This window comes from Streptomyces paludis (assembly GCF_003344965.1).
GTDB lineage: Bacteria > Actinomycetota > Actinomycetes > Streptomycetales > Streptomycetaceae > Streptomyces > Streptomyces paludis.
In genome coordinates this window covers 2,721,507-2,746,439 of the sequence record NZ_CP031194.1, presented here as the reverse complement: position 1 = coordinate 2,746,439, position 24,933 = coordinate 2,721,507, and the positions used below count along the sequence as shown (strand labels likewise).

The window sequence follows — 24,933 nt, the reverse complement described above, 5'->3', positions numbered from 1 at the left end:
GAAACCCCGGCGAGAGAGGCCGAAGGCCAATTCATGACCATGACTGATCCCATCGCAGACATGCTCACGCGTCTGCGCAACGCGAACTCGGCATACCACGACGACGTCGTGATGCCGCACAGCAAGATCAAGTCGCACATCGCGGAGATCCTCCAGCAGGAGGGCTTCATCACCGGCTGGAAGGTCGAGGACGCCGAAGTCGGCAAGAACCTCGTCCTGGAGCTGAAGTTCGGCCCGAACCGCGAGCGTTCGATCGCCGGCATCAAGCGCATCTCCAAGCCGGGTCTGCGCGTGTACGCGAAGTCCACCAATCTGCCGAAGGTTCTGGGCGGCCTGGGCGTGGCGATCATCTCCACGTCCCACGGTCTCCTGACCGGCCAGCAGGCCAGCAAGAAGGGCGTAGGTGGGGAAGTCCTCGCCTACGTCTGGTAGTCGGGAACGGAGGAAAAGCTCATGTCGCGAATCGGCAAGCTCCCCATCCAGGTTCCCGCCGGTGTGGACGTCACCATCGATGGCCGCACGGTCGCGGTGAAGGGCCCCAAGGGTTCCCTCTCGCACACCGTCGCCGCGCCGATCGAGGTCACCAAGGGCGAGGACGGCACCCTCTCGGTGCTGCGCCCCAACGACGAGCGTCAGAACAAGGCCCTCCACGGCCTGTCCCGCACGCTGGTGGCGAACATGATCACCGGCGTGACCACGGGATACATCAAGGCGCTCGAAATCAGTGGTGTCGGTTACCGCGTCCAGGCGAAGGGCTCCAACCTGGAGTTCGCCCTGGGCTACAGCCACCCGATCACCATCGAGGCCCCCGAAGGCATCACCTTCAAGGTCGAGACGCCCACGAAGTTCACGGTCGAGGGCATCGACAAGCAGAAGGTCGGCGAGGTCGCCGCTAAGATCCGCAAGCTGCGGAAGCCCGACCCGTACAAGGCCAAGGGCGTCAAGTACGCGGGCGAGGTCATCCGCCGCAAGGTCGGAAAGGCGGGTAAGTAAGCCATGGCATACGGTGTAAAGATCGCCAAGGGTGACGCGTACAAGCGCGCTGCCATCAAGCGTCGTCACATCCGCGTCCGTAAGCACGTCTCCGGTACGCCGGAGCGTCCTCGCCTCGTGGTGACGCGCTCCAACCGCAACATCGTCGCGCAGGTCATCGACGACATCGCGGGCCACACGCTCGCTTCGGCGTCGACGCTGGACACCTCGATCCGCGGTGGCGAGGGCGACAAGAGCGCCCAGGCCCAGAAGGTCGGGGCCCTGGTCGCCGAGCGCGCCAAGGCCGCCGGTGTCGAGGCCGTCGTGTTCGACCGTGGTGGCAACAGGTACGCCGGGCGCATTGCCGCTCTGGCTGACGCCGCCCGCGAAGCCGGGCTGAAGTTCTAAGCCCCGGTTCCGGGACTAACGGACGTAACAGAGAGAGGTAAATCCAATGGCTGGACCCCAGCGCCGCGGAAGCGGTGCCGGTGGCGGCGAGCGGCGGGACCGGAAGGGTCGCGACGGTGGCGCTGCCGCCGAGAAGACCGCTTACGTTGAGCGCGTTGTCGCGATCAACCGTGTCGCCAAGGTTGTGAAGGGTGGTCGTCGCTTCAGCTTCACCGCGCTGGTCGTGGTGGGCGATGGTGACGGCACCGTCGGCGTCGGTTACGGGAAGGCGAAGGAGGTTCCGGCCGCCATCGCCAAGGGTGTTGAGGAGGCCAAGAAGAACTTCTTCAAGGTCCCCCGTATCCAGGGCACGATTCCTCACCCGATCCAGGGCGAGAAGGCGGCCGGCGTCGTTCTGCTCAAGCCGGCTTCCCCCGGTACCGGCGTTATCGCCGGTGGCCCGGTGCGTGCCGTGCTGGAGTGCGCGGGCGTGCACGACATCCTGTCGAAGTCGCTCGGCTCGGACAACGCGATCAACATCGTGCACGCGACCGTGGCGGCCCTCAAGGGCCTGCAGCGTCCCGAGGAGATCGCGGCCCGCCGCGGTCTGCCCCTTGAGGACGTCGCCCCCGCGGCTCTGCTCCGTGCGCGTGCGGGAGCGGGTGCGTAATGGCCCGTCTCAAGATCACGCAGACGAAGTCGTACATCGGCAGCAAGCAGAACCACCGCGACACCCTCCGTTCGCTCGGGCTGAAGCGCCTGAACGACGTGGTTGTCAAGGAAGACCGTCCCGAGTTCCGCGGCATGGCCAACACCGTGCGGCACCTCGTCACGGTTGAGGAGGTTGACTGACATGGCGGAGAACAGCCCGCTGAAGGCGCATGACCTCCGTCCTGCCCCGGGCGCCAAGACCGCCAAGACCCGTGTGGGTCGTGGTGAGGCGTCCAAGGGTAAGACCGCAGGTCGTGGTACCAAGGGTACGAAGGCCCGCTACCAGGTTCCGGCACGCTTCGAGGGTGGGCAGATGCCCCTCCACATGCGTCTGCCGAAGCTGAAGGGCTTCAAGAACCCCTTCCGCACCGAGTACCAGGTCGTGAACCTGGACAAGCTCTCCGCTCTCTACCCCGAGGGCGGCGAGGTCACGGTGGCCGACCTGGTCACCAAGGGTGCGGTACGCAAGAACAGCCTCGTCAAGGTCCTGGGCCAGGGCGAGATCTCGGTGGCGCTCCAGGTTTCGGTTGACGCCGTCTCCGGGTCCGCCAAGGAGAAGATCGCCGCTGCCGGCGGCACCGTCACCGAGCTTGTCTGAGACAACTCGATGGCCTGAACATCCGACCGGGGATGCCTCTCAAAAGGGGCATCCCCGGTTGGTCGTTCCAAGGGGGGCACAGTCGCCGGTAAGGTGGCGTGCGTTCTTGCTGTATTGAAGCCGGGAGTTCGCCCCCGGCCCCGGGGACCCTTCCCGGAACTGCTTGTTCCGTATCCGTCGATCCTCAATACCGTCACCTCTGACGCAGTAGCGCGGGGGTCGCAGGAGGCACCGTGCTCACCGCGTTCGCCCGGGCGTTCAAGACGCCCGACCTGCGCAAGAAGCTGCTCTTCACGCTGGCCATCATCGTGCTGTACCGGCTCGGGGCGCATGTGCCCGTGCCCGGGGTCAGCTACGCGAATGTCCAGATCTGTGTCGACGCGGCTCAGAAGGGCAACAACAGCCTGTTCGGGCTCGTGAACATGTTCAGCGGCGGGGCGTTGCTCCAGATCACCATCTTCGCCCTGGGCATCATGCCGTACATCACCGCGAGCATCATCCTCCAGCTGCTGACCGTGGTCATCCCCCGGCTGGAGGCCCTCAAGAAAGAGGGCCAGTCCGGCACGGCGAAGATCACGCAGTACACCCGTTATCTGACGGTCGCCCTGGCCGTTCTCCAGGGCACCGGTCTTGTCGCCACCGCCCGCAGCGGCGCTCTCTTCAGCGGCTGCCCAGTCGCCTCGGAGATCGTTCCGGACAAGTCGATCTTCGTCACCGTCACCATGGTCATCACCATGACCGCCGGTACCGCCTGTGTCATGTGGCTCGGTGAACTCGTCACCGACCGCGGCATCGGCAACGGCATGTCCATCCTGATGTTCATCTCCATCGCCGCCGGTTTCCCCGGCGCGCTCTGGGCCATCAAGGAGAGCGGCACGCTCGCCCACGGCTGGATCGAGTTCGGCACGGTCATCCTGATCGGCTTCGTGATGGTCGGCCTCGTCGTCTTCGTCGAGCAGGCACAGCGCCGTATCCCCGTCCAGTACGCGAAGCGCATGATCGGCCGCCGCTCCTACGGCGGCACGTCGACGTACATCCCGCTCAAGGTGAACCAGGCGGGTGTGATCCCCGTCATCTTCGCGTCGTCGCTGCTCTACATCCCGGCGCTGATCGCCCAGTTCTCCAGTGGCCAGTCGGGCTGGAAGACCTGGATCGAGGCGCACTTCGTCAAGGGCGACCACCCCTACTACATCGCCACGTACTTCTTGTTGATCGTTTTCTTCGCCTTCTTCTACGTGGCGATCTCGTTCAACCCCGAAGAAGTCGCTGACAACATGAAGAAGTATGGTGGCTTCATCCCGGGTATCCGGGCAGGTCGTCCCACGGCCGAGTATCTGAGCTACGTGCTCAACCGGATCACTTGGCCGGGCTCGCTGTACCTGGGTCTGATCGCTCTCGTTCCGACGATGGCGTTGGCGGGCTTCGGTGGTGCTAACCAGAACTTCCCGTTCGGCGGGACAAGCATCCTGATCATCGTGGGTGTGGGTCTGGAGACCGTGAAGCAGATCGAGAGCCAGCTTCAGCAGCGCAATTACGAAGGGTTCCTCCGCTGATGCGAATCGTCCTCGTCGGGCCGCCCGGTGCCGGCAAGGGAACGCAGGCCGCGTACCTTGCCAAGAACCTGTCGATCCCGCACATCTCCACGGGCGACCTCTTCCGTGCCAACATCAGCCAGGGCACGGACCTCGGCAAACAGGCGAAGGCGTACATGGACGCCGGGAACCTGGTGCCGGACGAGGTGACCATCGCGATGGCGCAGGACCGCATGGCCCAGCCGGACGCCGAGAACGGATTCCTGCTGGACGGCTTCCCGCGCAATGTGTCGCAGGCGGTCTCCCTGGACGAGGCGCTCACGGCGGACGGTGTGAAGCTGGACGCGGTGCTTGACCTGGAGGTTCCCGAGGGCGAGGTCGTGAAGCGGATCGCCGGCCGGCGCATCTGCCGGAACGACAGCGCGCATGTCTTCCACGTGACGTACAGCCCGCCCAAGACGGAGGACGTCTGTGACGTCTGCGGCGGCGAGCTGTACCAGCGGGACGACGACTCCGAGGCGACGGTACGGACGCGCCTGGAGGTCTACCACACGCAGACCGAGCCGATCATCGACCACTACCGGGCCCAGGGCCTCGTAGTGACGATCTCCGCGCTCGGCAAGGTCACCGAGGTGACCGAGCGTGCGATGGAGGCGCTGGGGCGGGGGCCGGCCGCGGCCTGAGGTCCCGTACGTACGACGCGTGCTTTTGGTGAGGCCGTGGTGTCCTTCGGGGCGCTGCGGCCTTACTGTTGAACACGGTATTCATTAAGTGATGATCTGCTGATTTGCTGAAACGTTCTTGGAAGGCGAAGGCATAGCCATGGTGGAGATCAAGACTCCCGACCAGATCGCGAAGATGCGCGAGGCGGGACTGGTGGTCGCCGCCGTCCACGCGGCGACGAGCGCCGCGGCGGTGCCGGGCGCCACCACGAACGATCTCGACCAGGTCGCGCGGAAGGTGCTGGCCGAGCACGGCGCCAAGCCGAACTTCCTCGGGTACGGCGGCTTCCCCGCGACGATCTGCACCTCGGTCAACGAGGTCGTCGTCCACGGCATCCCCGACGACAGGACCGTCCTCAAGGACGGCGACCTCATCTCCATCGACGCCGGCGCGATCGTCGACGGCTGGCACGGTGACGCGGCCTTCACGGCGTTCGTCGGCACCGGTCACGCCCCGGAGCTGGTCGAGCTGTCCCGGGTCACCGAGGAGTCGATGTGGGCCGGCATCGCCGCGATGCGCGTCGGCAACCGGCTGGTCGACGTCTCGCGCGCGATCGAGACGTACATCCGCCGCCAGCCGCGGCCCGGCGGCGGCAAGTACGGGATCATCGAGGAGTACGGCGGCCACGGCATCGGCACGGAGATGCACATGGACCCCCACCTGCTGAACTACGTCACCCGCAAGCGCGGCAAGGGCCCGAAGCTGATCCCGGGCTTCTGCCTGGCCATCGAGCCGATGGTCTCGCTGGGCACGCCGCACACCGAGGTGCTGGAGGACGAGTGGACCGTCATCACGACGGACGGCACCTGGTCCTCGCACTGGGAGCACTCGGTGGCGCTGACGGAGGACGGCCCGCTGGTGTTGACGGCGGTGGACGGCGGCAAGGCGAAGCTGGCGGAGCTGGGCGTGACGGCGGCGCCTGATCCGCTGGGGTAGGCGGCGATCCCGCGAGCGGGGCGTTGCGGGATTGAGAATCATGCGGTCTGGGCAAACTCAACGGATTCGTCTTTTCGAGGGCACTCCCGTAGACTGACGCGTCGGCTCTGGTGTACCCGTGTGTCCTCATGCGGCTGCCAGAATCGATCAAGGTAGCCGATTCGAAGGGCGAAGCGTGGCCAAGAAGCAAGGTGCCATCGAGATCGAGGGCACCGTGATCGAGTCCCTCCCGAACGCCATGTTCAAGGTGGAGCTGCAGAACGGTCACAAGGTCCTCGCGCACATCAGCGGCAAGATGCGGATGCACTACATCCGAATCCTCCCCGATGACCGGGTAGTGGTGGAGCTGTCTCCCTACGACCTGACGCGTGGCCGGATCGTCTACCGATACAAGTAGATCTTGCTGGCGCCCCTCAGACGGGTGTCCGCACTGACCCGGAGAACCTCAATCCCATGAAGGTCAAGCCGAGCGTCAAGAAGATCTGCGACAAGTGCAAGGTGATCCGCCGTCACGGCCGGGTCATGGTCATCTGCGACAACCTGCGCCACAAGCAGCGCCAGGGCTGACGTACGACCGCCTGCCTCTCGCAGTACTTCGCGTGACGCGAGCAACACCGTAATTACGCAGTGTCCGGTCCCGTCCCCGTCGGTTACGACAGGGCAGCGGCCGACACCTCCGGCGGAGGCCGGAGACCCGGCCGCCGACCGGCCGGGAGGGACACTGCGGAAGACCTCCGAATCAACAGGAGCCATGAATGGCACGCCTCGCAGGCGTTGACCTCCCGCGCGACAAGCGCGTCGAGGTCGCCCTCACCTACGTCTTCGGTATCGGGCGCACCCGGTCCAAGGAGACCCTCGCCGCCGTTGGTGTCGACGCGAACGTCCGCGTCCGCGACCTTGCCGAGGAAGACCTCGTCAAGATCCGCGAGTACGTCGACGCCAACCTCAAGACCGAGGGTGACCTCCGTCGCGAGATCGCGGCCGACATCCGCCGCAAGGTCGAGATCGGCTGCTACCAGGGTCTGCGTCACCGCCGCGGCCTCCCGGTGCACGGCCAGCGCACCAGCACGAACGCCCGTACCCGCAAGGGCCCGCGTCGCGCCATCGCCGGTAAGAAGAAGCCGGGCAAGAAGTAGTCCTCAGCCGGACGCTCATCAGCGGTCTTGCGCTGTAGGACCGACCACCTCCCTGTAGGAGTAATAGATGCCCCCCAAGGGTCGTCAGGGCGCTGCCAAGAAGGTGCGCCGCAAGGAAAAGAAGAACGTCGCTCACGGGCACGCCCACATCAAGAGCACGTTCAACAACACCATCGTCTCGATCACGGACCCCTCGGGCAACGTGATCTCCTGGGCCTCCGCCGGCCACGTCGGCTTCAAGGGCTCGCGCAAGTCCACCCCCTTCGCCGCGCAGATGGCCGCCGAGTCGGCCGCCCGCCGCGCGCAGGAGCACGGCATGCGCAAGGTCGACGTCTTCGTCAAGGGTCCCGGCTCCGGCCGTGAGACCGCGATCCGTTCGCTCCAGGCCACCGGCCTGGAGGTGGGCTCGATCCAGGACGTCACCCCCACCCCGCACAATGGCTGCCGCCCGCCGAAGCGTCGTCGCGTCTGACCCTTCGGGGCCAGCTACGCCGGGCGTTTCGGCTTGGGGTGTGGGGATTATTCCCCACATGATGCAGCACGGCTGCCGCCCGCCGAAGCGTCGTCGCGTCTGACCCTTCGGGGTCCGGGCCTTCAGGTCCGGCGACACGTTGTTGTTTTTGGGGTGCGGGCGGTACGGCTCATTCGGGCTGTGCCGCCCGTACCCTTGCACATAGGGCATCAAATAGTGGGTGCCCATGACAGAAGGATCTCGCCATGCTGATCGCTCAGCGCCCTTCGCTGACCGAAGAAGTCGTTGACGAATACCGCTCGCGGTTCGTCATCGAGCCGCTGGAGCCGGGCTTCGGCTACACCCTCGGCAACTCCCTCCGCCGTACGCTCCTCTCCTCGATCCCCGGTGCCGCTGTCACCAGCATCCGGATCGACGGAGTCCTGCACGAGTTCACCACCGTGCCGGGCGTCAAGGAGGACGTGACCGACCTCATCCTCAACATCAAGCAGCTGGTCGTCTCCTCGGAGCACGACGAGCCCGTCGTGATGTACCTGCGCAAGCAGGGCCCCGGCCTGGTCACCGCCGCCGACATCGCGCCCCCGGCCGGTGTCGAGGTCCACAACCCGGACCTCGTCCTCGCGACGCTGAACGGCAAGGGCAAGCTGGAGATGGAGCTGACCGTCGAGCGCGGTCGCGGCTATGTCTCCGCCGTCCAGAACAAGCAGGTGGGCCAGGAGATCGGCCGGATCCCCGTCGACTCCATCTACTCGCCGGTGCTCAAGGTCACGTACAAGGTCGAGGCGACCCGTGTCGAGCAGCGCACCGACTTCGACAAGCTGATCGTCGACGTCGAGACCAAGCAGGCCATGCGGCCGCGCGACGCCATGGCGTCCGCCGGTAAGACGCTGGTCGAGCTGTTCGGTCTCGCGCGCGAGCTGAACATCGACGCCGAGGGCATCGACATGGGCCCGTCGCCCACGGACGCCGCGCTCGCCGCCGATCTGGCGCTGCCGATCGAGGAGCTGGAGCTGACCGTTCGGTCGTACAACTGCCTCAAGCGCGAGGGCATCCACTCCGTGGGTGAGCTGGTGGCGCGTTCCGAGGCCGACCTGCTCGACATCCGTAACTTCGGTGCGAAGTCGATCGACGAGGTCAAGGCGAAGCTGGCCGGCATGGGCCTGGCGCTCAAGGACAGCCCGCCCGGATTCGACCCGACCGCCGCGGCTGACGCGTTCGGCGCCGATGATGACGCGGACGCCGGTTTTGTCGAGACCGAGCAGTACTGATACGCCTCCGGCCGGCGGTTGGGGTTCTGTCCTCAATCGCCGGACGGGCTTGAGATGAAAACTTCCGGAGCGAGAGCTTTGGGTTCCGGCGGGTAATCGCCCGTCCGGGAACTGACATCGGTACCTGACACGGCCGGTGCAGATATGAAGGAGTAACACCATGCCGAAGCCCGCCAAGGGCGCCCGTCTGGGCGGCAGCGCTGCGCACGAGAAGCTGCTTCTCGCGAACCTCGCGAAGTCGCTCTTCGAGCACGGCCGCATCACCACCACCGAGGCGAAGGCCCGCCGTGTGCGGCCCATCGCCGAGCGGTTCATCACCAAGGCGAAGAAGGGCGACATCCACAACCGTCGCCTGGTGCTGGAGTCGATCACGGACAAGAGCGTCGTCCACACGCTCTTCACCGAGATCGCCCCCCGCTACGAGAACCGCCCCGGTGGTTACACCCGTATCACCAAGATCGGCAACCGTCGTGGCGACAACGCCCCGATGGCGGTCATCGAGCTGGTCGAGGCGCTGACCGTGGCGCAGGAGGCCACCGGTGAGGCCGAGGCCGCGACCAAGCGCGCGGTCAAGGAAGACGCCCTCAAGAAGGACGAGGCTCCGGCCGAGACCGTCGAGGACGCCAAGCCTGCCGCCGTCGAGGCCGAGGCCGAGTCCAAGGACGCCTGAGCGCGTTCACGCGACTGACGGACGGGTCCGCTCCCTCACGGGGGCGGGCCCGTTTGTCTTTGAAGCTTGAGCTTGAGGGGAGTGACCGCGGGTGAGTGGGGACGTGGAAAGCGCTGTGGAGGCCGAGGGGCCCCCGGCCGGGCAGGTGCGGGTGCGGCTGGATCTGTCGTACGACGGCAAGGAGTTCTCCGGCTGGGCCAAGCAGAAGACCCGGCGGACCGTACAGGGCGAGATCGAGGACGCGCTGCGTACGGTGACGCGCTCGTCGCGTACGTACGAGCTGACCGTCGCCGGGCGTACCGACGCGGGTGTGCACGCGCGCGGCCAGGTCGCGCATGTGGATCTGCCGGCGGAGGTCTGGGCCGAGCACGCCGAGAGGCTGCTGCGGCGGCTCGCTGGGCGCCTCCCGCACGACGTACGGGTGTGGAGCGTGGCCGAGGCCCCGGCGGGCTTCAACGCCCGTTTCTCGGCGATCTGGCGGCGTTACGCGTACCGGGTGACCGATCACCCGGGCGGGGTCGACCCGCTGCTCCGGAGCCATGTGCTGTGGCACGACTGGGAGTTGGACGTGGACGCCATGAACGCGGCGTCGGCCGGGCTGCTCGGCGAGCATGATTTCGCGGCGTACTGCAAGCGGCGCGAGGGGGCGACGACGATCCGTACGCTCCAGCGGCTGGAGTGGGAGCGCGGGGCGGACGGGGTCGTGACCGCCACGGTTCGGGCCGATGCCTTCTGCCACAACATGGTGCGCTCACTGGTCGGTGCGCTGCTGTTCGTGGGGGACGGGCACCGGCCCGTGGAGTGGCCGGCGAAGGTGCTCGCGGCGGGCGTACGGGACTCGGCGGTGCATGTCGTACGGCCGCACGGGCTGACGCTGGAGGAAGTGGGTTATCCGGCGGACGAGTTGCTCGGTGCGCGCAATCTTCAGGCACGCAACAAGCGGACGCTGGGCGGGATTCCGGTGGACGGTTGCTGCTGAGCCGGCTCGGCGGCCGGTGTGGGTTAGTTGGTGGCTGGTTGTTACGGGTCTACGGGCCTGGTGGCCGCTGCCGACGCCTGCGCCTGTCCACGGGCCAGGATCTGCTGGAACGTGAACTCCGCGACATCGTCACCGGCGGTGAAGACATCCTTGTCCGCGTTCGTCACGTTCTGGCCGCTGATGAAGCCGCCGACCGTGAAGTACACGTACCTGCCGTAGGAGTTGGTCGTCTTGCGGCAGACCGAAGGGGCCCGGCAGAAGGTGGTGACGCCCGCTCCGGAGAGTGAGGCGATCCCGCCCTCGGCCTGGTCCTTGGCCTTGAGGGCCTGCGCCTCCTTCGCGAAGACGGCCACCCCCACGGTCACGGCGACCCCGTCCTTGCGGTACGTGGCGCGGATGACCTGGTCGCAGCTGTTGGAGGCGAGGATCGAGCCGAGCGCGCCCTGTGCGGCGGCGGCGCAGTTGGTTGTTGTCGTGGTGGCGCCCTTCTGGTAGACGCGGTCCACGGCCGTCAACTTGGCGCCGGGGAAAAGGGACTCGACGGTGAGTGGTGCCTTGTCCTTGTCGGCGCTGGAGACGTAGTCCTTCGGATTCGGCGGCGGTGGCGGCGCGACCGAGGAGAAGTTCGGCTCCGGCTCGGCCGTCTCCGAGGGGAGTTCGGCGACCGGGGGCAGATTGTTCGCCCCGCGGCCCGAGGCGGCGTTGGCGTCCTGGTTGCCCACGGACACCACGCTCGTCGCGACGAGCGCGGCTATCGCGCCGGTCGCGAGAACGCCGCTGCCGGCGAGCAGCCAGCGCCTGCGCCGGCTGCGCGCGGCGGAGGCGTCGGCGAGGGCGCCCCAGTCCGGGGTGCTCTTGCCGTACGGGTCCTCCTCGTCGTGCCGGTTCACCGAACCGAACCGGTTGGACGGTCCGAACGGGTCCCGGGCGTACGGTTCTTGTGCCGCATAAGGCTCCCGTGCCGGATATGTGTCGTGCTGTTCGCGCCGTTCCTGACGGCCTTGTGTGAATGGGTCCTGCGCGAATGGATCTTGAGCGAACGGATCCTGCGCATACGGTTTCCGCGCATAGGAGTCCGATGCGTAAGAGTCCTGCGCGTACGGGTCCGGTGCTCCGTAGGGCGCCGGTGTGCCGTGTGGGTCCTGCGATGCGTACGGGTCCTGTGATCCATGCGGGTTCTGTCCCGGTGAACCGGAGTCACCCCAGGAGGCCCCCCCTTGCCCAAAGCTCATGCCCGCGAGTTTAAGCCCGGGCGCGCGTGCGGTCGCCCCGTGAGCGGAACCGGAAACCGGAAAGTGATTGGGCCGTTGCGACGAATGCACGGACAATGCGGGGCATGGGACATCTAGAGGCCGCGCATTTGGAGTATTACCTCCCCGACGGACGGGTGCTTCTCGGCGACGCGTCCTTCCGCGTCGCGGAGGGCGGCGTCGTCGCGCTCGTCGGAGCCAATGGCGCGGGCAAGACCACACTGCTGCGCCTGATCGCGGGCGAGCTGCAACCGCACGGCGGGACGGTGAACGTCAGCGGCGGGCTCGGTGTGATGTCGCAGTTCGTGGGGTCCGTACGGGACGAGCGCACGGTGCGTGACCTGCTGGTCTCCGTCGCCCAGCCGCGGATCCGGGAGGCCGCCGCGGCCGTCGATGAGGCCGAGCACGCGATCATGACGGTCGATGACGAGGCCGCGCAGATGGCCTACGCGCAGGCGCTGAGCGACTGGGCGGAGGCGCGCGGGTACGAGGCCGAGACGGTCTGGGACATCTGCACCATGGCCGCGCTGGGGGTCCCGTACGACAAGGCGCAGTTCCGCGCGCTGCGCACGCTGAGCGGCGGCGAGCAGAAGCGGCTGGTGCTGGAGGCGCTGCTGCGCGGTCCGGACGAGGTGCTGCTGCTGGACGAGCCGGACAACTATCTGGACGTCCCGGGCAAGCGCTGGCTGGAGGAGCGGCTGCGGGAGACCCGTAAGACCGTGCTCTTCATCTCCCACGACCGGGAGCTGCTGGCGCGGGCCGCCGAGAAGATCGTCAGCGTGGAGCCGGGGCCGGCGGGCTCGGACGTGTGGGTCCACGGCGCCGGGTTCGACACGTACCACGAGGCGCGGCGCGAGCGGTTCGCCCGCTTCGAGGAGCTGAAGCGGCGCTGGGAGGAGAAGCACGCGCAGCTCAAGCGGCTGGTGGTCAATCTGCGGCAGGCCGCCTCGGTCAGCCACGAGATGGCGTCCCGCTACTCGGCGGCGCAGACGCGGCTGCGGAAGTTCGAGGAGGCCGGCCCGCCGCCGGAGCCGCCGCGCGAGCAGGAGATCACCATGCGGCTGCGTGGCGGCCGTACCGGCGTACGGGCCGTGACCTGCGAGAACCTGGAGCTGACCGGGCTGATGAAGCCCTTCTCGCTGGAGATCTTCTACGGCGAGCGGGTGGCGGTCCTCGGCTCGAACGGCTCCGGCAAGTCGCACTTCCTGCGGCTGCTGGCGGGCGAGGACGTACGGCACACGGGGACGTGGAAGCTGGGCGCGCGGGTGGTGCCCGGCCACTTCGCGCAGACGCACGCCCATCCGGAGCTGCTGGGGCGCACGCTGGTCGACATCCTGTGGACGGAGCACGCGAAGGACCGGGGCGGCGCGATGAGCGTGCTGCGGCGGTACGAGATGGAGCGCCAGGGCGACCAGCCGTTCGAGCGGCTCTCTGGCGGGCAGCAGGCGCGCTTCCAGATCCTGCTGCTGGAGCTGCGCGGGACGACGGCGCTGCTGCTGGACGAGCCGACGGACAACCTGGACCTGGAGTCGGCGGAGGCGCTCCAGGAGGGTCTGGAGGCGTACGAGGGGACGGTGCTGGCGGTGACGCACGACCGGTGGTTCGCTCGTACGTTCGATCGCTATCTGGTCTTCGGGTCGGACGGGGTCGTACGGGAGACGGCGGAGCCGGTGTGGGACGAGCGGCGGGTGGAGCGGGCGCGGTAGGGGGGACCTGGTGCTTGTGGCCGGCCCCGGGGCTGACCCCGCGGCCGGCGCCGGGAGTGACCTGCGGCCGGTCCCGGGAGTGACCCCGCGGCCGGTCCCGGGACTGACCCTGCGGCCGCCCCGGGACCTCGTTTTGACCCGTACGGGGGCACGACGGTATTCTTCTGGTTCGTTATGCGTATTGGCTTGGTCGTTCTCACGCGAGGGGCCCTTACGCCGGTCCACCGGGCCGATGGACAGCGGTAGGTACACGGGTTGCGTCCCCGGCGTACCACCAGGGCTGTCGTGATCGTCCGGGTGGCCTTGTCAGGACTCCACTCACTGAAGAAGCGAAGGCATACGACCGTGCGTACGTACAGCCCCAAGCCCGGCGATGTGACGCGCCAGTGGCACATCATCGACGCGCAGGACATCGTCCTGGGCCGTCTGGCGACCACCGCCGCCAACCTTCTGCGCGGTAAGCACAAGGCGATCTACGCCCCCCACGTCGACACCGGTGACTTCGTCATCATCGTCAACGCGGACAAGGTGCACCTGTCCGGCAACAAGAAGACCCAGAAGATGGCGTACCGCCACTCCGGTTACCCGGGTGGTCTGCGCTCCGTCCGTTACGACGAGCTGCTCGCCAAGAACCCCGAGAAGGCCGTCGAAAAGGCCATCAAGGGCATGATCCCCAAGAACACCCTGGGCCGTCAGATGCTTTCGAAGCTGAAGGTCTACTCGGGCGACCAGCACCCGCACGCTGCCCAGCAGCCGGTGCCGTTCGAGATCACCCAGGTCGCGCAGTAATTCCGGCCACCCCCTAAGACGAAAAGAAATCTGAGGAGCATCGTGGCCGAGACCACTGTTGAGACCCCCGTCGAAGGCGCTGAGGTCGAGGAGACCTTCGACGCCGTGACGACCTTCGAGTCGGAGGTGCCCCTGGAGGGCGAGTACACCTCCGAGTCGCTGGCGGGCCGCTTCGGCGACCCGCAGCCGGCCGCCGGCCTGGGCCGCCGCAAGAACGCCATCGCCCGTGTCCGGATCGTCCCGGGCAGTGGCAAGTGGAAGATCAACGGTCGCACCCTTGAGGACTACTTCCCCAACAAGGTGCACCAGCAGGCTGTCAACGAGCCCTTCAAGGTGCTTGAGCTGGACAACCGCTACGACGTCATCGCCCGTATCTCGGGTGGCGGCGTCTCCGGCCAGGCCGGCGCGCTGCGTCTCGGTGTGGCCCGCTCGCTGAACGAGGCGGACGTGGACAACAACCGCGCCACGCTGAAGAAGGCCGGCTTCCTGAGCCGCGACGACCGTGCGGTCGAGCGCAAGAAGGCCGGTCTCAAGAAGGCCCGCAAGGCGCCGCAGTACAGCAAGCGTTAATCGCTCACGGGTCCGAACGTCGCCCGCGCGTCCGCGAGACTCGCACGTCACGACTGTTTCGGGCCCGGCCTTACGGCATTCGAACGCCCCGGCGGCACTCCGTGCTGCCGGGGCATTCGTTTTCCTGCTTATCCGGGCGTATAACAGGATCACAGTCTCATCGGACACTGAGTCATCGGACGCTCGGTCAGTTTGGCGAGCGCGTCTCCTGTACCGACGCGTGTTGGCGAGTGCTGGCATAAGTTCGCATGGGTTTGCATTTTCGGAGCATTTTCGGAGTTTCGCGCGTGGGCGGGTAGCGGTCCACGCGTTTCTCGGAGGGAGAGCTGTGGGACGACTCTTCGGCACGGACGGCGTGCGCGGTGTCGCCAACGCCGATCTGACGGCTGAGCTGGCGCTCGGGCTGTCGGTGGCGGCGGCGCATGTGCTCGGCGAAGTGGGGACGTTCGAGGGGCATCGGCCCACGGCGGTGGTCGGGCGCGATCCGCGCGCGTCCGGCGAGTTCCTGGAGGCGGCGGTCGTGGCCGGCCTCGCGAGCGCGGGCGTGGACGTCCTGCGCGTCGGTGTGCTGCCCACCCCCGCGGTGGCGTATCTCACCGGTGTGCTGGGCGCCGACCTCGGCGTGATGCTCTCCGCGAGCCACAACGCCATGCCCGACAACGGCATCAAGTTCTTCGCGCGCGGCGGCCACAAGCTCGCCGACGATCTTGAGGACCGGATCGAGAAGATCTACGAGGAGCACCGCACCGGCGAGCCGTGGGCGCGGCCGACCGGCGGGGGCGTCGGGCGGGTCCGTACGTACGACGAGGGCTTCGACCAGTACGTGGCGCATCTGATCGCCGTACTGCCGAACCGGCTCGACGGCCTCAAGGTCGTCCTCGACGAGGCGCACGGCGCGGCGGCCCGGGTCTCCCCGGAGGCGTTCGCGCGCGCGGGCGCCGAGGTCATCACGATCGGCGCCGAGCCGGACGGGCTGAACATCAACGACGGCTGCGGCTCCACCCACCTCGGGCTGCTCAAGGCCGCGGTCGTCGAGCACGGCGCGGACTTCGGCATCGCCCACGACGGCGACGCGGACCGCTGCCTGGCCGTGGACGGTACGGGTGCGGAGGTCGACGGCGACCAGATCCTCGCGGTGCTCGCGCTGGCGATGCGCGAGGCGGGCACGCTGCGCGGCGACGCGGTCGTGGGGACGGTCATGTCCAACCTCGGCTTCAAGATGGCGATGGAGCGCGAGGGCATCCACCTGGTGGAGACCGCGGTGGGCGACCGGTACGTCCTCGAATCCATGAAGGAGCACGGCTACGCCCTCGGCGGCGAGCAGTCGGGCCATGTCATCGTCCTCGACCACGCCACCACCGGCGACGGCACGCTGACGGGCCTGATGCTCGCGGCCCGCGTCGCCGCGACCGGCCGTACGCTGGCCGACCTGGCCGGCGTCATGGACCGGCTGCCTCAGGTCCTCGTCAACGTCCCCGACGTCGACAAGTCGCGGGTCAAGACCTCGGCGGAGCTGGCGACGGCGGTCACCGAGGCGGAACGCGACCTCGGCACGACGGGCCGCGTCCTGCTGCGCCCCTCGGGCACGGAACCGCTGGTACGGGTCATGGTCGAGGCGGCCGACATCGACCAGGCCCGCGCGGTGGCGGGGCGACTGGCGGACGCGGTGAAGGTGGCGCTGGGCTGAGGGTGGGTGCGGGCGCGGGTGCGGGCCGCCGGTGGCGTTTGGACGTCTGTGCCGGGTGCCGGGCGTCCGCGTCGTCCAGTGTCTGAGCCGTGTGCGGTCACCGGCCGGGGCCGTTGCGGCCGGTGACGCCGTAGGCCAGGGATATGAGGAGGACGGCGGTCGTCAGGCTGGTCAGCACGGCCTCCAGCAGGAGTCTGCGGCGGTTGGGGAGGCTGCGGTGGGGTGGGCGGGGGCGTGGGTGCGGGCGGGGGTGTGCGTGCGGGCGTCGGCGTGGGTGTGGGCGTCGGCTGATCATGTCGTACCGTTCGCCCGCAGAGGCCCTGTGCAGTCGGGCACGCAGCCCCAGAGCCTGAAGAGCCGGCCGAGGTGGTGCACTTCGCCCAGTACGCGACCGTCCATACCGAGACGGCGGGTGCAGCGGGCGCAGTCGATGGCCATCTGTTGCCGGGGAGTGAGCCGGGTCAGGGGCGGGGATGGTGGGCCGGGCGGCGGGTGGTTCACGGCTCGCGGACCTTGTCCTTCGTGGCGCGCTCGGCCGTGGCGCACTCGGCCCACACCAGCTTCCCCCAGCGTCTGACGTCCGTACCCCACCGGTCCGCGAGGGCCTGGACGACGGCGAGGCCACGTCCGTCCTCGGCGTTGTCGGGCGCGGTGCGTGGGGTGGGCTGTGTGCGGGAGTTGTCCGCCACGGCTACCCGTACGCGGCCGTGCTCGGGGTGTGACACGACCACCCGTACCAGCCGACTACCGCTGTGCTCAACGGAGTTGGCCAGCAACTCCGACACGATCAGCGTCGCGCTGTCCACAAGTCCGGCCAGTTCCCACGCCGTACAGGCGGCACTCACCAGCAGCCGCGCCCGGCGGGCCGACTCGGGCGCGCAGGGCAGCGTCTGCGTGTACGCGGGCCGCCCGGTGGGGGAGGGGAGAGCGCCGTGCGCCTCCAGCGCGCTCAGTATGAACGGGGGGCGGTTGGAGCGGGCGGGGTCGGCCGGGTGGTGGAGGGGCATGGGGAACTCCAGCGGCTTTTCTGGGTTTTGGGCGCGGATCACCCAGAAGCGGTAACTTCAGCGATCGCTACCGACGGTGATGGGGTGGTCGCTCAGCCAGATTGGGACGCGTTGTGCCTGCTGAGCAAGCTGGCGCGGGAATCTCGCGCGAATTGGTATATGTGATCGAGCGCGCTACGCACTCCACGTGAGGGACAGGAACTGCCAGACTCGCGGCAAGCACTTTGGCGCGGCAGTCTCTCTCCCCACGGAGGCACACTCGTGGCAGCACCCACAGGACCAACGGTTCGGCGCATGCAACTCGGCTGGGAACTGAAGCAGTTGCGGGACAAGGCCGGTTTCACCCTTGCTCAGGCGGTCGACGGGTTGACGTTCTCCCCGTCCAAGCTGCACCGCACGGAGAACGGGCTGACCGGTCTGCCGAAGGTTCAGGACTTGAAGGACCTGCTGGACCGTTATGGGGTTGAGGACCAGGAGGACGTGGACTTCCTGGTGGAGATCCACCGCGACTCGCTCAACCGGGGCTGGTGGTCCGTCTATCGCAGCGTTATGCCGTCCGGTATGAGCATGTTCATCGGGCTGGAGAGCGGCGCGCGTAGTGTCCGTGCCTGGCAGCCGAACGTGGTGTACGGGCTGCTCCAGACGGAGCGTTACGCGCGTGAGCTGTTCCTGGCTGCGAAGTTCGTCGAAGAGACAACAACCGAGTTTGTGGAGCGCCACACTCAGATCCGGATGCAGCGCAAGGACTTGCTGACTCGTAGGAGCAGTCCGCTGGAGCTGTGGGTCATTCTGGACGAGGCTTCGCTGAGGAGGGTGGTCGGCAGCAGGGACGTGATGCTTGAGCAGTACGAAGAGATCGCCAAGTTCATTCGCGCGGACAATGTGACCGTCCAGATCCTTCCGATGGCTACAGCTACGTTCCGGAGCGGCTCCAACTTCGCTTTGATGGACTTCGGTGCTCCGCTGCCAGCCATCGCGCAGGTTGACGCGACCTGGGGGTCGAACATCTCGGATAAGGAGGTGGAGATCTGGTCCTTCACCCGTAGATTCGATGCCCTGCGGGCAGCTGCTCTCCCGCCGGGCGAGACGGCCGCTTTCCTGGAACGACTAGCGCGAGAGAACTGACGTATGAGTTACCGCACAGGCCCTGAAGTAGTCCCCGAACAGTCCTGGTTCAAGTCGTCGTACAGCCAGGAGATCGGCACCAACTGCCTGGAGATCGCCGACCTCGCCGGCGCCGGTCACGTCGGCGTCCGCGACTCCAAGCACAAGACCGGCCCGGCCCTCGTGGTCTCGGCCACGGCGTGGGCCGCGTTCGTCGGTGGCGTGCGGCAGTGAGGGTGGGGCCGCCGGTTGGTTGAGACTCATGCCCCGCTGGGGTTGTCGGGTGCGGGTCAGTACCGAGAGGTAACCGGGGTGTACGGGAGCGAGAAGCTGAACGCCAGGTGCCTGCCGGGCCGCCCCTCCTCCTGCCAGTGTCGCGCCTCCAGGGGAGGTGTAAAGGGCGCTCCTTCGTCGCGTCGGCTGCGCCGACTGCGCTGCGCTCCGCCCTTGACACCTCCCCTTCCGGCGCGTGTACGGGAGAGGGGGGGCGGCCGGGGGGAGGGGGCCCAAGGGGTCCGCTGTTCTGCCACTCGGCTCAGGGGCCGGCAGGCGGGTGGGCCCTGCGGGGCTGCGCAGCAGAGGAATGGGGCGGTCCGACACCGGCTCAGCGGCCGACCGTCCGCTGTTGGTTGCGACTCAAGCCCCGCTGGTCACCGTTGCGTTGTGGTGCCCGGAAGGCGGACGGGTTCTGCGGCCCGGCCGGGTCTGCGGGCCGCCCCCTTGCCGATCTGTCCCGTATGTGCCTGTCTGGAAGGCTGTCGAGGGTCCCTTCGGGCGGCACATGTGTCCTCAGGTGCATAAGCGGCACTCCGGGACGCATAGACGACCCCCAGGGGCCCACTTGGCGCCGCGCGCGTCCCGGCAGGCACCTTCCCGCGCCGCCGGACGGGGCCCGCCACTCGGTCGCCCCCTCGAGCCACCCACCCCCAGCCACATGTCCCATATGGGGCGGTTTGGCGGCCTGTTGGGGGTCTCCTCCGGCGGCACATGTGTCCTCAGGTGCGTTAGGAGCACTCCCGGACGCATAGACGGCCTTCAGGGACCCACTTGTCGCCACCTGCGTCCCAGTAATCCCACAACCCACACCACGGTGACCAGCGGGGCTTGTGTCTCAGCAAACAGCGGACGGTCGGCCGCTGAGCCGGTGTGGGACCGCCCCATTCCTCTGCCGCGCAGCCCCGCAGGGCCCACCGGCCCGCCGGACCCTGAGCCGAGTGGCAGAACAGCGGACCCCCCGGGCCCCCTCCCCCAGTGAACCCAACACTCTGGGAGCACTCGGGCAGCGGACCGTTTCCGCTGGTCACAAGGGGTTTCACATGGCTACAGCGATGCCTACCAGGGCCGCCAGGAACTCATCCGTCCCTACAAGAGGCATGAACAACGTAGCGAGCACGCCCGACGACCGGCCCGAAGCCGACCTGTTGCTGAGGAAGTCCAAGATCGTCCGCGAGGGTGAACGCGCCCTCTCCATCCGTGCGCAGGAAGAGCGGGGCCGTGCGTGGGCCGCTGAGAACGGCTACCGGGTGCGGCGGGTGTGGAAGGAGAACCTGTCTGCCTGGTCGGACGTGAAGCGGCCCATGTATGACGCTGCCATGGACGCCGTACTCGGCGGAGAGGTCCCCGCGCTCTGGTGCTACGCGCTCGACCGGTTCAGCCGCAAGGGTGCCGAAGCCGTGGTGCCGATCCTCGGCAAAGCACGCGTGATCTTCGATTACGAGCGGCTCGACTCGATGGACGAGCGCGACCGCCGATGGATCATCGACCGCGCGGAGAACGCCCGCGAATACTCCCAGCGCCTGTCCCACAACGTGCGGGGGACGAAGAACAGGCAGCGCAACGAGGGACGCTGGCTCGCCAAAGCGCCGTTCGGCCTGGTCGCCCACCCGGACACGCGCCGGCTCTCCCCCAACCGTGCCCCGTACCTGTGCCTGATTGAGGGCCGCCGCGAGATCTCCCCGTGGGAAGTGGTCGTCCGCATCTTCAAGGAGATCGCCGAGGGCGTGTCCTCGCGTGCCCTGTCCCGCAAGCTCAACGCCGAGGGCATCTGCACATCCACGGGGAAGTCATGGACCGGCGCGGGGATACGGGCAATCATCGTCCACCCCGCCTATGAGGGATGGCTCACCCTCACGCACTCCGGGAAGGTGCCCGCGCACTACGTCAACGAAGCCGGACAGCGTGTCCGCTGCGTCGATGACACCGTTCTGCCCGAGATGATTCCGGCCGAGACAGCGTCCCGCGCACGACGGATCCTCAGCGGACACCAAACCATCGTCAACACCACCACACCCACCCCCGGCCGCAGCCTCCACGCACTCACCGGACGACTCCGCTGCACCGGATGCGGATACGCCATGTCCAAAGACGCAGACTCCTACGTGTGCCAGCAGCACGCGGGCGGTGGACACTGCCCCGCCCCCGCATCCGCCACCCGCACCGCACTGGAAAAGTACGTCGTCGCCGAATGGGCCGCGAAACTCGGCGAGACAGGCGACGAAGACGAACTCATGATCGCCGTAGCCGAACGCTGGCAGGTACTCACCCGCCCCGAAGAAACACAGGCAGTCCGGGACGCACGCGCCGAACTCAAAGCAGCACAAGCCAAACTCGACAAGTTCATGGCCGACGACGCAGCAGACTTCTACACCGGACGCTCCGCCCGCTATCGCATCCCCCACAAGAACGCCGCCGAACGCCGACTCGACAAGGCCGAAGCACGCATCCGGGAACTCACCGGAGACACACGGGTGGACGTCTCGGTCCTCATGGACGGCGACGCGCTCACCAAGTGGGAAGGCTCCGACCCCGCCACGCGACGCGACCTGTTGGGCCTCGCCATCGACACCATCCACGTCACCAAAGCAGCCAAACGCGGAATCAAGTTCAACGGCGACCAGCGCGTCACCATCGAATGGGCCACCCCCGAACCCACCACAGACGACTACACCGAAGCCGCATAGCGGTCCCTGCAAGCCTGAGACAGCCCCGGACGGCCCCCACGCCACCGGGGCTCTCCCATGCCCGCAGACGGGCACACGCACCCTGGGGCTCCCTGGCAACCCGACTCCGGGGGCCGCTCTTCAGCAGGGCGAAGGGTGTTGGGGTGACGACTTTTTGTATTTTTTTAGATCACATAGAAAAAATAAGAGAGAAGAGAGTTTGGGGTCTCGGCCGTCACCGCGTCACCAGTCGGCATCCTCGGGAACCCGGGCCTTCCTCTACCGCTTGCATGGTGTGCAGGAATTCGTCCGTCCCTACTACTCCCGGAAGCAGAACGAGACGAGACCTCACCGGAAGCACCGTAGCGACGGTACCTAGTAGGAATTCGTCCGTCCCTACTACTTCCGGAAGAGAGAGCGGGGTTACCGCGCACCCACCCCAACGGGGATTCCGGCGGTCTGAGTACCCCTCTCTCGGCGCGTTGCCCGTGCACCACGCACCCGTTCCGGGTGGCCGCTGGGGTCGTGTGGCAGCGCGTTCGGGGGACTGCACCGCCGTGAAGCCGTGCAGTCCTCCACGTTGTCTGAACCGGTTCCGCCGGCGAGGGCAACGAGCTTGCCCGCTGACCCAACGGTGAGAGGTGCGCCGTATCCAATCGGCAGAGTTCCCCGGTTCGAGTCCGGGGGCGGGCACGACGACGAGCACCAGGACAACGACCAGGGGGACGCACATGCGCTGTATCGACTGCACCGAGCCCGCCACGCACCGGGGCCGCTGTAAGACGCACCACGGGGCGTACGAGGGACGGCCGAGCGTCCGTTCCCGACGGGCACGGGGTAGGCGTCGTGCGAACCGTCGTGACGCTGCTGCGAGGCTTCGCCGGCGAGTGCAGGAACGGGGCTCGGCCTGGTGCGACTGGTGTTTGGGCGACTTCCCTGCGGGCGGGGTGGACGTGGACCACGTGCGGCCCCTCGCCCTTGGTGGCGAGGATACGGACAGCAATGTGCAAGTGCTGTGCCACGGCTGCCACCAGCTCAAGACGCGTACCGAGTTCGGGCACGCGGCCTAGTCGAGCGTCCTGCCGTATCCCAACTCGTGGTGCTTGGCCCAAATCTCGTCCTCGCTGGTCTCTAGCAGCGTGGCGAGTTGTTCGGCCATGGGTGTGGTCAAGCCCTTTTCTACGGCGATAGCGCCCGTCAGCATGAGGTGCGCGCGTCCGGGCTCGCTGGTCAGGCCGTTCTTTTCCCCGCGCTGCAACAGCCACTCAATGAACGGGTCACCGTGTGCGGGGCGTTGCGGGAGTAACAGCGACTCGGGGTCTACCGAGTCAGGGTCAAAGTCGTCCGGGACGGGCACGGGCTCTCTCTCTTCCTTGCGGGTTGTTCGGTCGTCTTGACCGTACCCATCCCGAGCCCTTGGCGACCGCCTGTTTCCCGCCTTGCCTGGAGGTGAGCCCCCATGCCCCGCAAACCCCGCCCCCCTTGCCCTGTCCCCGGGTGTCCCGAGCTGACCACGGGTGGCCGTTGTGCGGCCCATGCGAGGGAAGCAGCGAGAGACCGTGTTTCGCGTGGCGGTGTGGTCTACACGACGCGGTGGCAGCGGATCCGTAAGGCGTACCTGTATGCGAACCCGTGGTGTGTGTTGTGTGGTCGGTTGGCGAACGTGGCGGATCATTTCCCGCTGTCTCGGCGCGAGTTGCTCGCGCAGGGTGTTGTGAATCCGGATGCTCCGAAGCATCTTCGGCCGTTGTGTGTCGCGTGCCATAACCGCGAAACCGCGCGGAATCAGCCGGGCGGGTTCGCTGCGGAAGCTCGTTCCCGTCGTGAAGCCGGCGAGCGTCCGCCGTTCTGACCAGGCGGGTACCCCCTGCCCCTCGCGATCCTGAGCGGCAGGGAGGAGAAAAACTCTCTCCGGAGCTGAAGGCGTTTTTGGGGCCCCAATTGAACGCATCAAAAGGAAGCGAGGTTTTGTGGCCGACCGATACCGGCCCATGTCCGCTGTCCAGCGGGCCCGCGAGGGTAACCCGTCAAAGACATCGATCAAAGAGGGAGTGGTAATCCCTCGCGCGATCCTCACCGAGTCGGATTGGAGCGAGGTTTTCAAGACCTCACCTGATCCCGCCGTTGAATCAGCGAACGAGCGTTGCCGGAATGTGGCATCCACTGAATGGCGGCGCGTAGTACCGGTGTTGGAAGTTGCCGCCGGTATTGGTGAAGTGGACCACGCGACCGTCAAAGACTTGTGCGTGTGTGTCGCACGGATCGACCAGGCGGAACGGGATCTCTCAGAGCGCGGGCTGATGGTGACTGCCGAGCGTGGAACGGTGAAGAACGGCGCCGCAACGATCGCAGCGCAGTACCGGACGCAACTCGCACGATATATCCGGGAGTTGGGTCTCTCGCCGAGTGCGCGGATCGCTATCACTGCGCCGGAATTCGATGATGACGACTCGGATATCTGGGACTGATTGCCGACTCGCGACCACGCTGAAATAAAATTGGAGAAATAACTGTGGCTCTGACACTTGCTGAATCTGCCAAGCTCACTGAGGACATGCTCAAGCTCGGCGTAATCGAGATGTTTGTTCAAGAATCGCCGATCCTCGACCGCCTGCCGCTTATCAACGTCCAAGGGAGTGCGTACAAGTACAACGAGGAATCCAAGCTTCCCGGTGTCGCTTTCCGCGCTGTGAACGAGGCGTATCCGGAGAGTGTTGGTGCAGTCAACCAGCGGATCGAAACGCTTGCCATCCTTGGCGGTGACGCGGACGTCGACAAGTTCATCGTTCAGACGCGAAGCAATCTTAATGAGCAACGCGCCATTCACACACATATGAAGATCAAGGCTGCATCAATCCACTTTTCCGATCAGTTCTTCAACGGTGACGTCATGGTCAACCCGAAGGGTTTTGATGGTCTCCGTAAGAGGCTGATCGGCTCACAGGTGGCCGACGCCGAGGGGCTTTCTCCTGTGGCGGATGGCTTTGCATTCTTTGATGCGCTGGATTCCCTGGTCGGACGGGTTAACGGACTCAGTGGATCGAACGGCGCTATCTATACCAACAGTGAGATAATCGCCAAGGTCAAGTCGGGATTCCGGCGACTCGGAGGGAGCGAACTCCTTGTGAGCGAGATCGGGGGAAAGCGCGCGCCCACGTGGAACGGTGTTCCTCTTCTGGACGCCGGCCAGAATCTCGACGGCACGGACGTTATCCCGCTGACAATCGGCGAGGACGGCAAGGAGACCAGCGATATGTACGCCGTCCGCTTCGGCGCGTCTGAGGCTGACACCGGGGTAACCGGGCTCACCAACGGCGGGATTCAGGCAACCGATTTGGGCGAGGCCCACGAAAAGCCGGTGTTTCGGACCCGGATTGATTTCTACTGCGGACTCGCCATGTTCGGTGGTAAGGCTGCCGCACGCCTCCGGGGCGTAGCGAACGGCTGATCGGATCATCAGCGCCCCGTACTCGTCTCTCCTTGACTGGGATGGCGGG

At 66.9% G+C, this 24,933-nt stretch carries 29 protein-coding genes and 1 tRNA gene; 27 read left to right on the top strand and 3 right to left on the bottom strand.

Annotated features, from left to right (window positions below):
- Positions 1-33: 33 nt before the first annotated feature.
- The 16 genes from rpsH (at position 34) to truA (ending at position 10,384) form a co-directional block, all read left to right on the top strand.
- A complete protein-coding gene (rpsH, locus tag DVK44_RS11910; RefSeq protein ID WP_030351444.1) occupies positions 34-432 on the top strand; it encodes a 30S ribosomal protein S8 in 399 nt (132 codons plus the stop codon).
- Between the two features lie 21 nt (positions 433-453).
- On the top strand, positions 454-993 hold the full coding sequence (gene rplF, locus DVK44_RS11905) for a 50S ribosomal protein L6 (RefSeq protein ID WP_114659654.1): 540 nt from the start codon (positions 454-456) through the stop codon (positions 991-993).
- Between the two features lie 3 nt (positions 994-996).
- Positions 997-1,380 (top strand): 50S ribosomal protein L18, encoded by a 384-nt coding sequence (gene rplR / locus DVK44_RS11900; RefSeq protein ID WP_114659653.1) that lies wholly within the window; start codon positions 997-999, stop codon positions 1,378-1,380.
- A gap of 46 nt (positions 1,381-1,426) precedes the next feature.
- Complete coding sequence (rpsE, locus tag DVK44_RS11895; protein WP_017239585.1) at positions 1,427-2,029, top strand: 30S ribosomal protein S5; 603 nt, start codon at positions 1,427-1,429, stop codon at positions 2,027-2,029.
- Entirely contained in the window at positions 2,029-2,211 is a 183-nt protein-coding gene (gene rpmD / locus DVK44_RS11890; protein WP_041985698.1) for a 50S ribosomal protein L30, read from the top strand. The genes rpsE and rpmD overlap by 1 nt, the downstream gene beginning before the upstream one ends.
- A gap of 1 nt (position 2,212) precedes the next feature.
- The gene (gene rplO / locus DVK44_RS11885; RefSeq protein WP_114625513.1) at positions 2,213-2,668 is read left to right on the top strand and encodes a 50S ribosomal protein L15; all 456 of its coding nucleotides are present in this window, start codon (positions 2,213-2,215) and stop codon (positions 2,666-2,668) included.
- A 233-nt stretch (positions 2,669-2,901) separates the two neighbouring features.
- Positions 2,902-4,221 (top strand): preprotein translocase subunit SecY, encoded by a 1,320-nt coding sequence (secY, locus tag DVK44_RS11880; protein WP_114659652.1) that lies wholly within the window; start codon positions 2,902-2,904, stop codon positions 4,219-4,221.
- The gene (locus tag DVK44_RS11875) at positions 4,221-4,883 is read left to right on the top strand and encodes an adenylate kinase (protein ID WP_114659651.1); all 663 of its coding nucleotides are present in this window, start codon (positions 4,221-4,223) and stop codon (positions 4,881-4,883) included. Before secY ends, DVK44_RS11875 begins: the two co-directional genes overlap by 1 nt.
- Positions 4,884-5,022: 139 nt before the next feature.
- Positions 5,023-5,859, top strand: coding sequence for a type I methionyl aminopeptidase (gene map / locus DVK44_RS11870; protein ID WP_114659650.1), 837 nt, complete (start codon positions 5,023-5,025; stop codon positions 5,857-5,859).
- A gap of 175 nt (positions 5,860-6,034) precedes the next feature.
- Entirely contained in the window at positions 6,035-6,256 is a 222-nt protein-coding gene (gene infA / locus DVK44_RS11865; RefSeq protein WP_003956442.1) for a translation initiation factor IF-1, read from the top strand.
- 56 nt (positions 6,257-6,312) lie between these two features.
- A complete protein-coding gene (gene rpmJ, locus DVK44_RS11860; protein ID WP_003956441.1) occupies positions 6,313-6,426 on the top strand; it encodes a 50S ribosomal protein L36 in 114 nt (37 codons plus the stop codon).
- A gap of 188 nt (positions 6,427-6,614) precedes the next feature.
- Positions 6,615-6,995, top strand: coding sequence for a 30S ribosomal protein S13 (rpsM, locus tag DVK44_RS11855; protein WP_114659649.1), 381 nt, complete (start codon positions 6,615-6,617; stop codon positions 6,993-6,995).
- 67 nt (positions 6,996-7,062) lie between these two features.
- Positions 7,063-7,467 (top strand): 30S ribosomal protein S11, encoded by a 405-nt coding sequence (gene rpsK, locus DVK44_RS11850; protein WP_003956432.1) that lies wholly within the window; start codon positions 7,063-7,065, stop codon positions 7,465-7,467.
- A 245-nt stretch (positions 7,468-7,712) separates the two neighbouring features.
- Entirely contained in the window at positions 7,713-8,735 is a 1,023-nt protein-coding gene (locus tag DVK44_RS11845; RefSeq protein WP_003956430.1) for a DNA-directed RNA polymerase subunit alpha, read from the top strand.
- A gap of 160 nt (positions 8,736-8,895) precedes the next feature.
- Positions 8,896-9,405, top strand: a complete 510-nt coding sequence (gene rplQ, locus DVK44_RS11840; protein ID WP_114659648.1) for a 50S ribosomal protein L17 — start codon at positions 8,896-8,898, stop codon at positions 9,403-9,405.
- Positions 9,406-9,508: 103 nt separating this feature from the next.
- Complete coding sequence (truA, locus tag DVK44_RS11835; RefSeq protein WP_228447095.1) at positions 9,509-10,384, top strand: tRNA pseudouridine(38-40) synthase TruA; 876 nt, start codon at positions 9,509-9,511, stop codon at positions 10,382-10,384.
- A 41-nt stretch (positions 10,385-10,425) separates the two neighbouring features.
- Here the strand turns inward: truA and DVK44_RS11830 are convergent, their stop codons facing one another.
- Complete coding sequence (locus tag DVK44_RS11830) at positions 10,426-11,274, bottom strand: hypothetical protein (RefSeq protein ID WP_114659646.1); 849 nt, start codon at positions 11,272-11,274, stop codon at positions 10,426-10,428.
- 446 nt (positions 11,275-11,720) lie between these two features.
- On the opposite strand from DVK44_RS11830, the gene DVK44_RS11825 reads away from it, so the two are divergent.
- The 4 genes from DVK44_RS11825 to glmM all read left to right on the top strand — a co-directional run bounded on the left by DVK44_RS11825 (position 11,721) and on the right by glmM (position 16,386).
- Positions 11,721-13,340 (top strand): ABC-F family ATP-binding cassette domain-containing protein, encoded by a 1,620-nt coding sequence (locus tag DVK44_RS11825; protein ID WP_408055313.1) that lies wholly within the window; start codon positions 11,721-11,723, stop codon positions 13,338-13,340.
- A 345-nt stretch (positions 13,341-13,685) separates the two neighbouring features.
- Entirely contained in the window at positions 13,686-14,129 is a 444-nt protein-coding gene (gene rplM, locus DVK44_RS11820; protein WP_114659644.1) for a 50S ribosomal protein L13, read from the top strand.
- Positions 14,130-14,171: 42 nt separating this feature from the next.
- The gene (gene rpsI / locus DVK44_RS11815) at positions 14,172-14,699 is read left to right on the top strand and encodes a 30S ribosomal protein S9 (RefSeq protein WP_114659643.1); all 528 of its coding nucleotides are present in this window, start codon (positions 14,172-14,174) and stop codon (positions 14,697-14,699) included.
- Positions 14,700-15,027: 328 nt separating this feature from the next.
- A complete protein-coding gene (gene glmM / locus DVK44_RS11810) occupies positions 15,028-16,386 on the top strand; it encodes a phosphoglucosamine mutase (protein WP_114659642.1) in 1,359 nt (452 codons plus the stop codon).
- A gap of 497 nt (positions 16,387-16,883) precedes the next feature.
- Here the strand turns inward: glmM and DVK44_RS11805 are convergent, their stop codons facing one another.
- Complete coding sequence (locus tag DVK44_RS11805) at positions 16,884-17,393, bottom strand: ATP-binding protein (RefSeq protein WP_114659641.1); 510 nt, start codon at positions 17,391-17,393, stop codon at positions 16,884-16,886.
- 294 nt (positions 17,394-17,687) lie between these two features.
- Between DVK44_RS11805 and DVK44_RS11800 the strand changes: the two genes are divergently transcribed.
- The 5 genes from DVK44_RS11800 to DVK44_RS11785 all read left to right on the top strand — a co-directional run bounded on the left by DVK44_RS11800 (position 17,688) and on the right by DVK44_RS11785 (position 22,506).
- On the top strand, positions 17,688-18,518 hold the full coding sequence (locus DVK44_RS11800) for a helix-turn-helix domain-containing protein (RefSeq protein ID WP_228447094.1): 831 nt from the start codon (positions 17,688-17,690) through the stop codon (positions 18,516-18,518).
- A gap of 3 nt (positions 18,519-18,521) precedes the next feature.
- Positions 18,522-18,731 (top strand): DUF397 domain-containing protein, encoded by a 210-nt coding sequence (locus tag DVK44_RS11795; RefSeq protein WP_114659639.1) that lies wholly within the window; start codon positions 18,522-18,524, stop codon positions 18,729-18,731.
- Between the two features lie 1,139 nt (positions 18,732-19,870).
- Complete coding sequence (locus DVK44_RS11790; RefSeq protein WP_162793792.1) at positions 19,871-21,457, top strand: recombinase family protein; 1,587 nt, start codon at positions 19,871-19,873, stop codon at positions 21,455-21,457.
- Between the two features lie 597 nt (positions 21,458-22,054).
- Positions 22,055-22,129 (top strand) — tRNA-OTHER (locus DVK44_RS36315).
- Between the two features lie 38 nt (positions 22,130-22,167).
- Complete coding sequence (locus DVK44_RS11785) at positions 22,168-22,506, top strand: HNH endonuclease (protein WP_114659637.1); 339 nt, start codon at positions 22,168-22,170, stop codon at positions 22,504-22,506.
- Here the strand turns inward: DVK44_RS11785 and DVK44_RS11780 are convergent.
- Entirely contained in the window at positions 22,503-22,793 is a 291-nt protein-coding gene (locus tag DVK44_RS11780) for a hypothetical protein (RefSeq protein ID WP_114659636.1), read from the bottom strand. The two genes, DVK44_RS11785 and DVK44_RS11780, sit on opposite strands and share 4 nt — an antisense overlap.
- Positions 22,794-23,406: 613 nt before the next feature.
- Between DVK44_RS11780 and DVK44_RS11770 the strand changes: the two genes are divergently transcribed.
- Both DVK44_RS11770 and DVK44_RS11765 read left to right on the top strand, forming a co-directional pair.
- Complete coding sequence (locus DVK44_RS11770; RefSeq protein ID WP_228447093.1) at positions 23,407-23,904, top strand: phage terminase small subunit P27 family; 498 nt, start codon at positions 23,407-23,409, stop codon at positions 23,902-23,904.
- A 44-nt stretch (positions 23,905-23,948) separates the two neighbouring features.
- A complete protein-coding gene (locus tag DVK44_RS11765) occupies positions 23,949-24,884 on the top strand; it encodes a major capsid protein (RefSeq protein ID WP_114659634.1) in 936 nt (311 codons plus the stop codon).
- Positions 24,885-24,933: the final 49 nt, after the last annotated feature.

Coding starts and splice junctions, on each gene's coding strand:
- rpsH (WP_030351444.1), top strand. CDS start 34: ATGACCATGACTGATCCCATCGCAGACATGCTCACGCGTCTGCGCAAC.
- rplF (WP_114659654.1), top strand. CDS start 454: ATGTCGCGAATCGGCAAGCTCCCCATCCAGGTTCCCGCCGGTGTGGAC.
- rplR (WP_114659653.1), top strand. CDS start 997: ATGGCATACGGTGTAAAGATCGCCAAGGGTGACGCGTACAAGCGCGCT.
- rpsE (WP_017239585.1), top strand. CDS start 1,427: ATGGCTGGACCCCAGCGCCGCGGAAGCGGTGCCGGTGGCGGCGAGCGG.
- rpmD (WP_041985698.1), top strand. CDS start 2,029: ATGGCCCGTCTCAAGATCACGCAGACGAAGTCGTACATCGGCAGCAAG.
- rplO (WP_114625513.1), top strand. CDS start 2,213: ATGGCGGAGAACAGCCCGCTGAAGGCGCATGACCTCCGTCCTGCCCCG.
- DVK44_RS11875 (WP_114659651.1), top strand. CDS start 4,221: ATGCGAATCGTCCTCGTCGGGCCGCCCGGTGCCGGCAAGGGAACGCAG.
- map (WP_114659650.1), top strand. CDS start 5,023: ATGGTGGAGATCAAGACTCCCGACCAGATCGCGAAGATGCGCGAGGCG.
- rpmJ (WP_003956441.1), top strand. CDS start 6,313: ATGAAGGTCAAGCCGAGCGTCAAGAAGATCTGCGACAAGTGCAAGGTG.
- rpsM (WP_114659649.1), top strand. CDS start 6,615: ATGGCACGCCTCGCAGGCGTTGACCTCCCGCGCGACAAGCGCGTCGAG.
- rpsK (WP_003956432.1), top strand. CDS start 7,063: ATGCCCCCCAAGGGTCGTCAGGGCGCTGCCAAGAAGGTGCGCCGCAAG.
- DVK44_RS11845 (WP_003956430.1), top strand. CDS start 7,713: ATGCTGATCGCTCAGCGCCCTTCGCTGACCGAAGAAGTCGTTGACGAA.
- rplQ (WP_114659648.1), top strand. CDS start 8,896: ATGCCGAAGCCCGCCAAGGGCGCCCGTCTGGGCGGCAGCGCTGCGCAC.
- DVK44_RS11825 (WP_408055313.1), top strand. CDS start 11,721: ATGGGACATCTAGAGGCCGCGCATTTGGAGTATTACCTCCCCGACGGA.
- DVK44_RS11805 (WP_114659641.1), bottom strand. CDS start 17,393: ATGCCCCTCCACCACCCGGCCGACCCCGCCCGCTCCAACCGCCCCCCG.
- DVK44_RS11800 (WP_228447094.1), top strand. CDS start 17,688: ATGCAACTCGGCTGGGAACTGAAGCAGTTGCGGGACAAGGCCGGTTTC.
- DVK44_RS11795 (WP_114659639.1), top strand. CDS start 18,522: ATGAGTTACCGCACAGGCCCTGAAGTAGTCCCCGAACAGTCCTGGTTC.
- DVK44_RS11790 (WP_162793792.1), top strand. CDS start 19,871: ATGAACAACGTAGCGAGCACGCCCGACGACCGGCCCGAAGCCGACCTG.
- DVK44_RS11785 (WP_114659637.1), top strand. CDS start 22,168: ATGCGCTGTATCGACTGCACCGAGCCCGCCACGCACCGGGGCCGCTGT.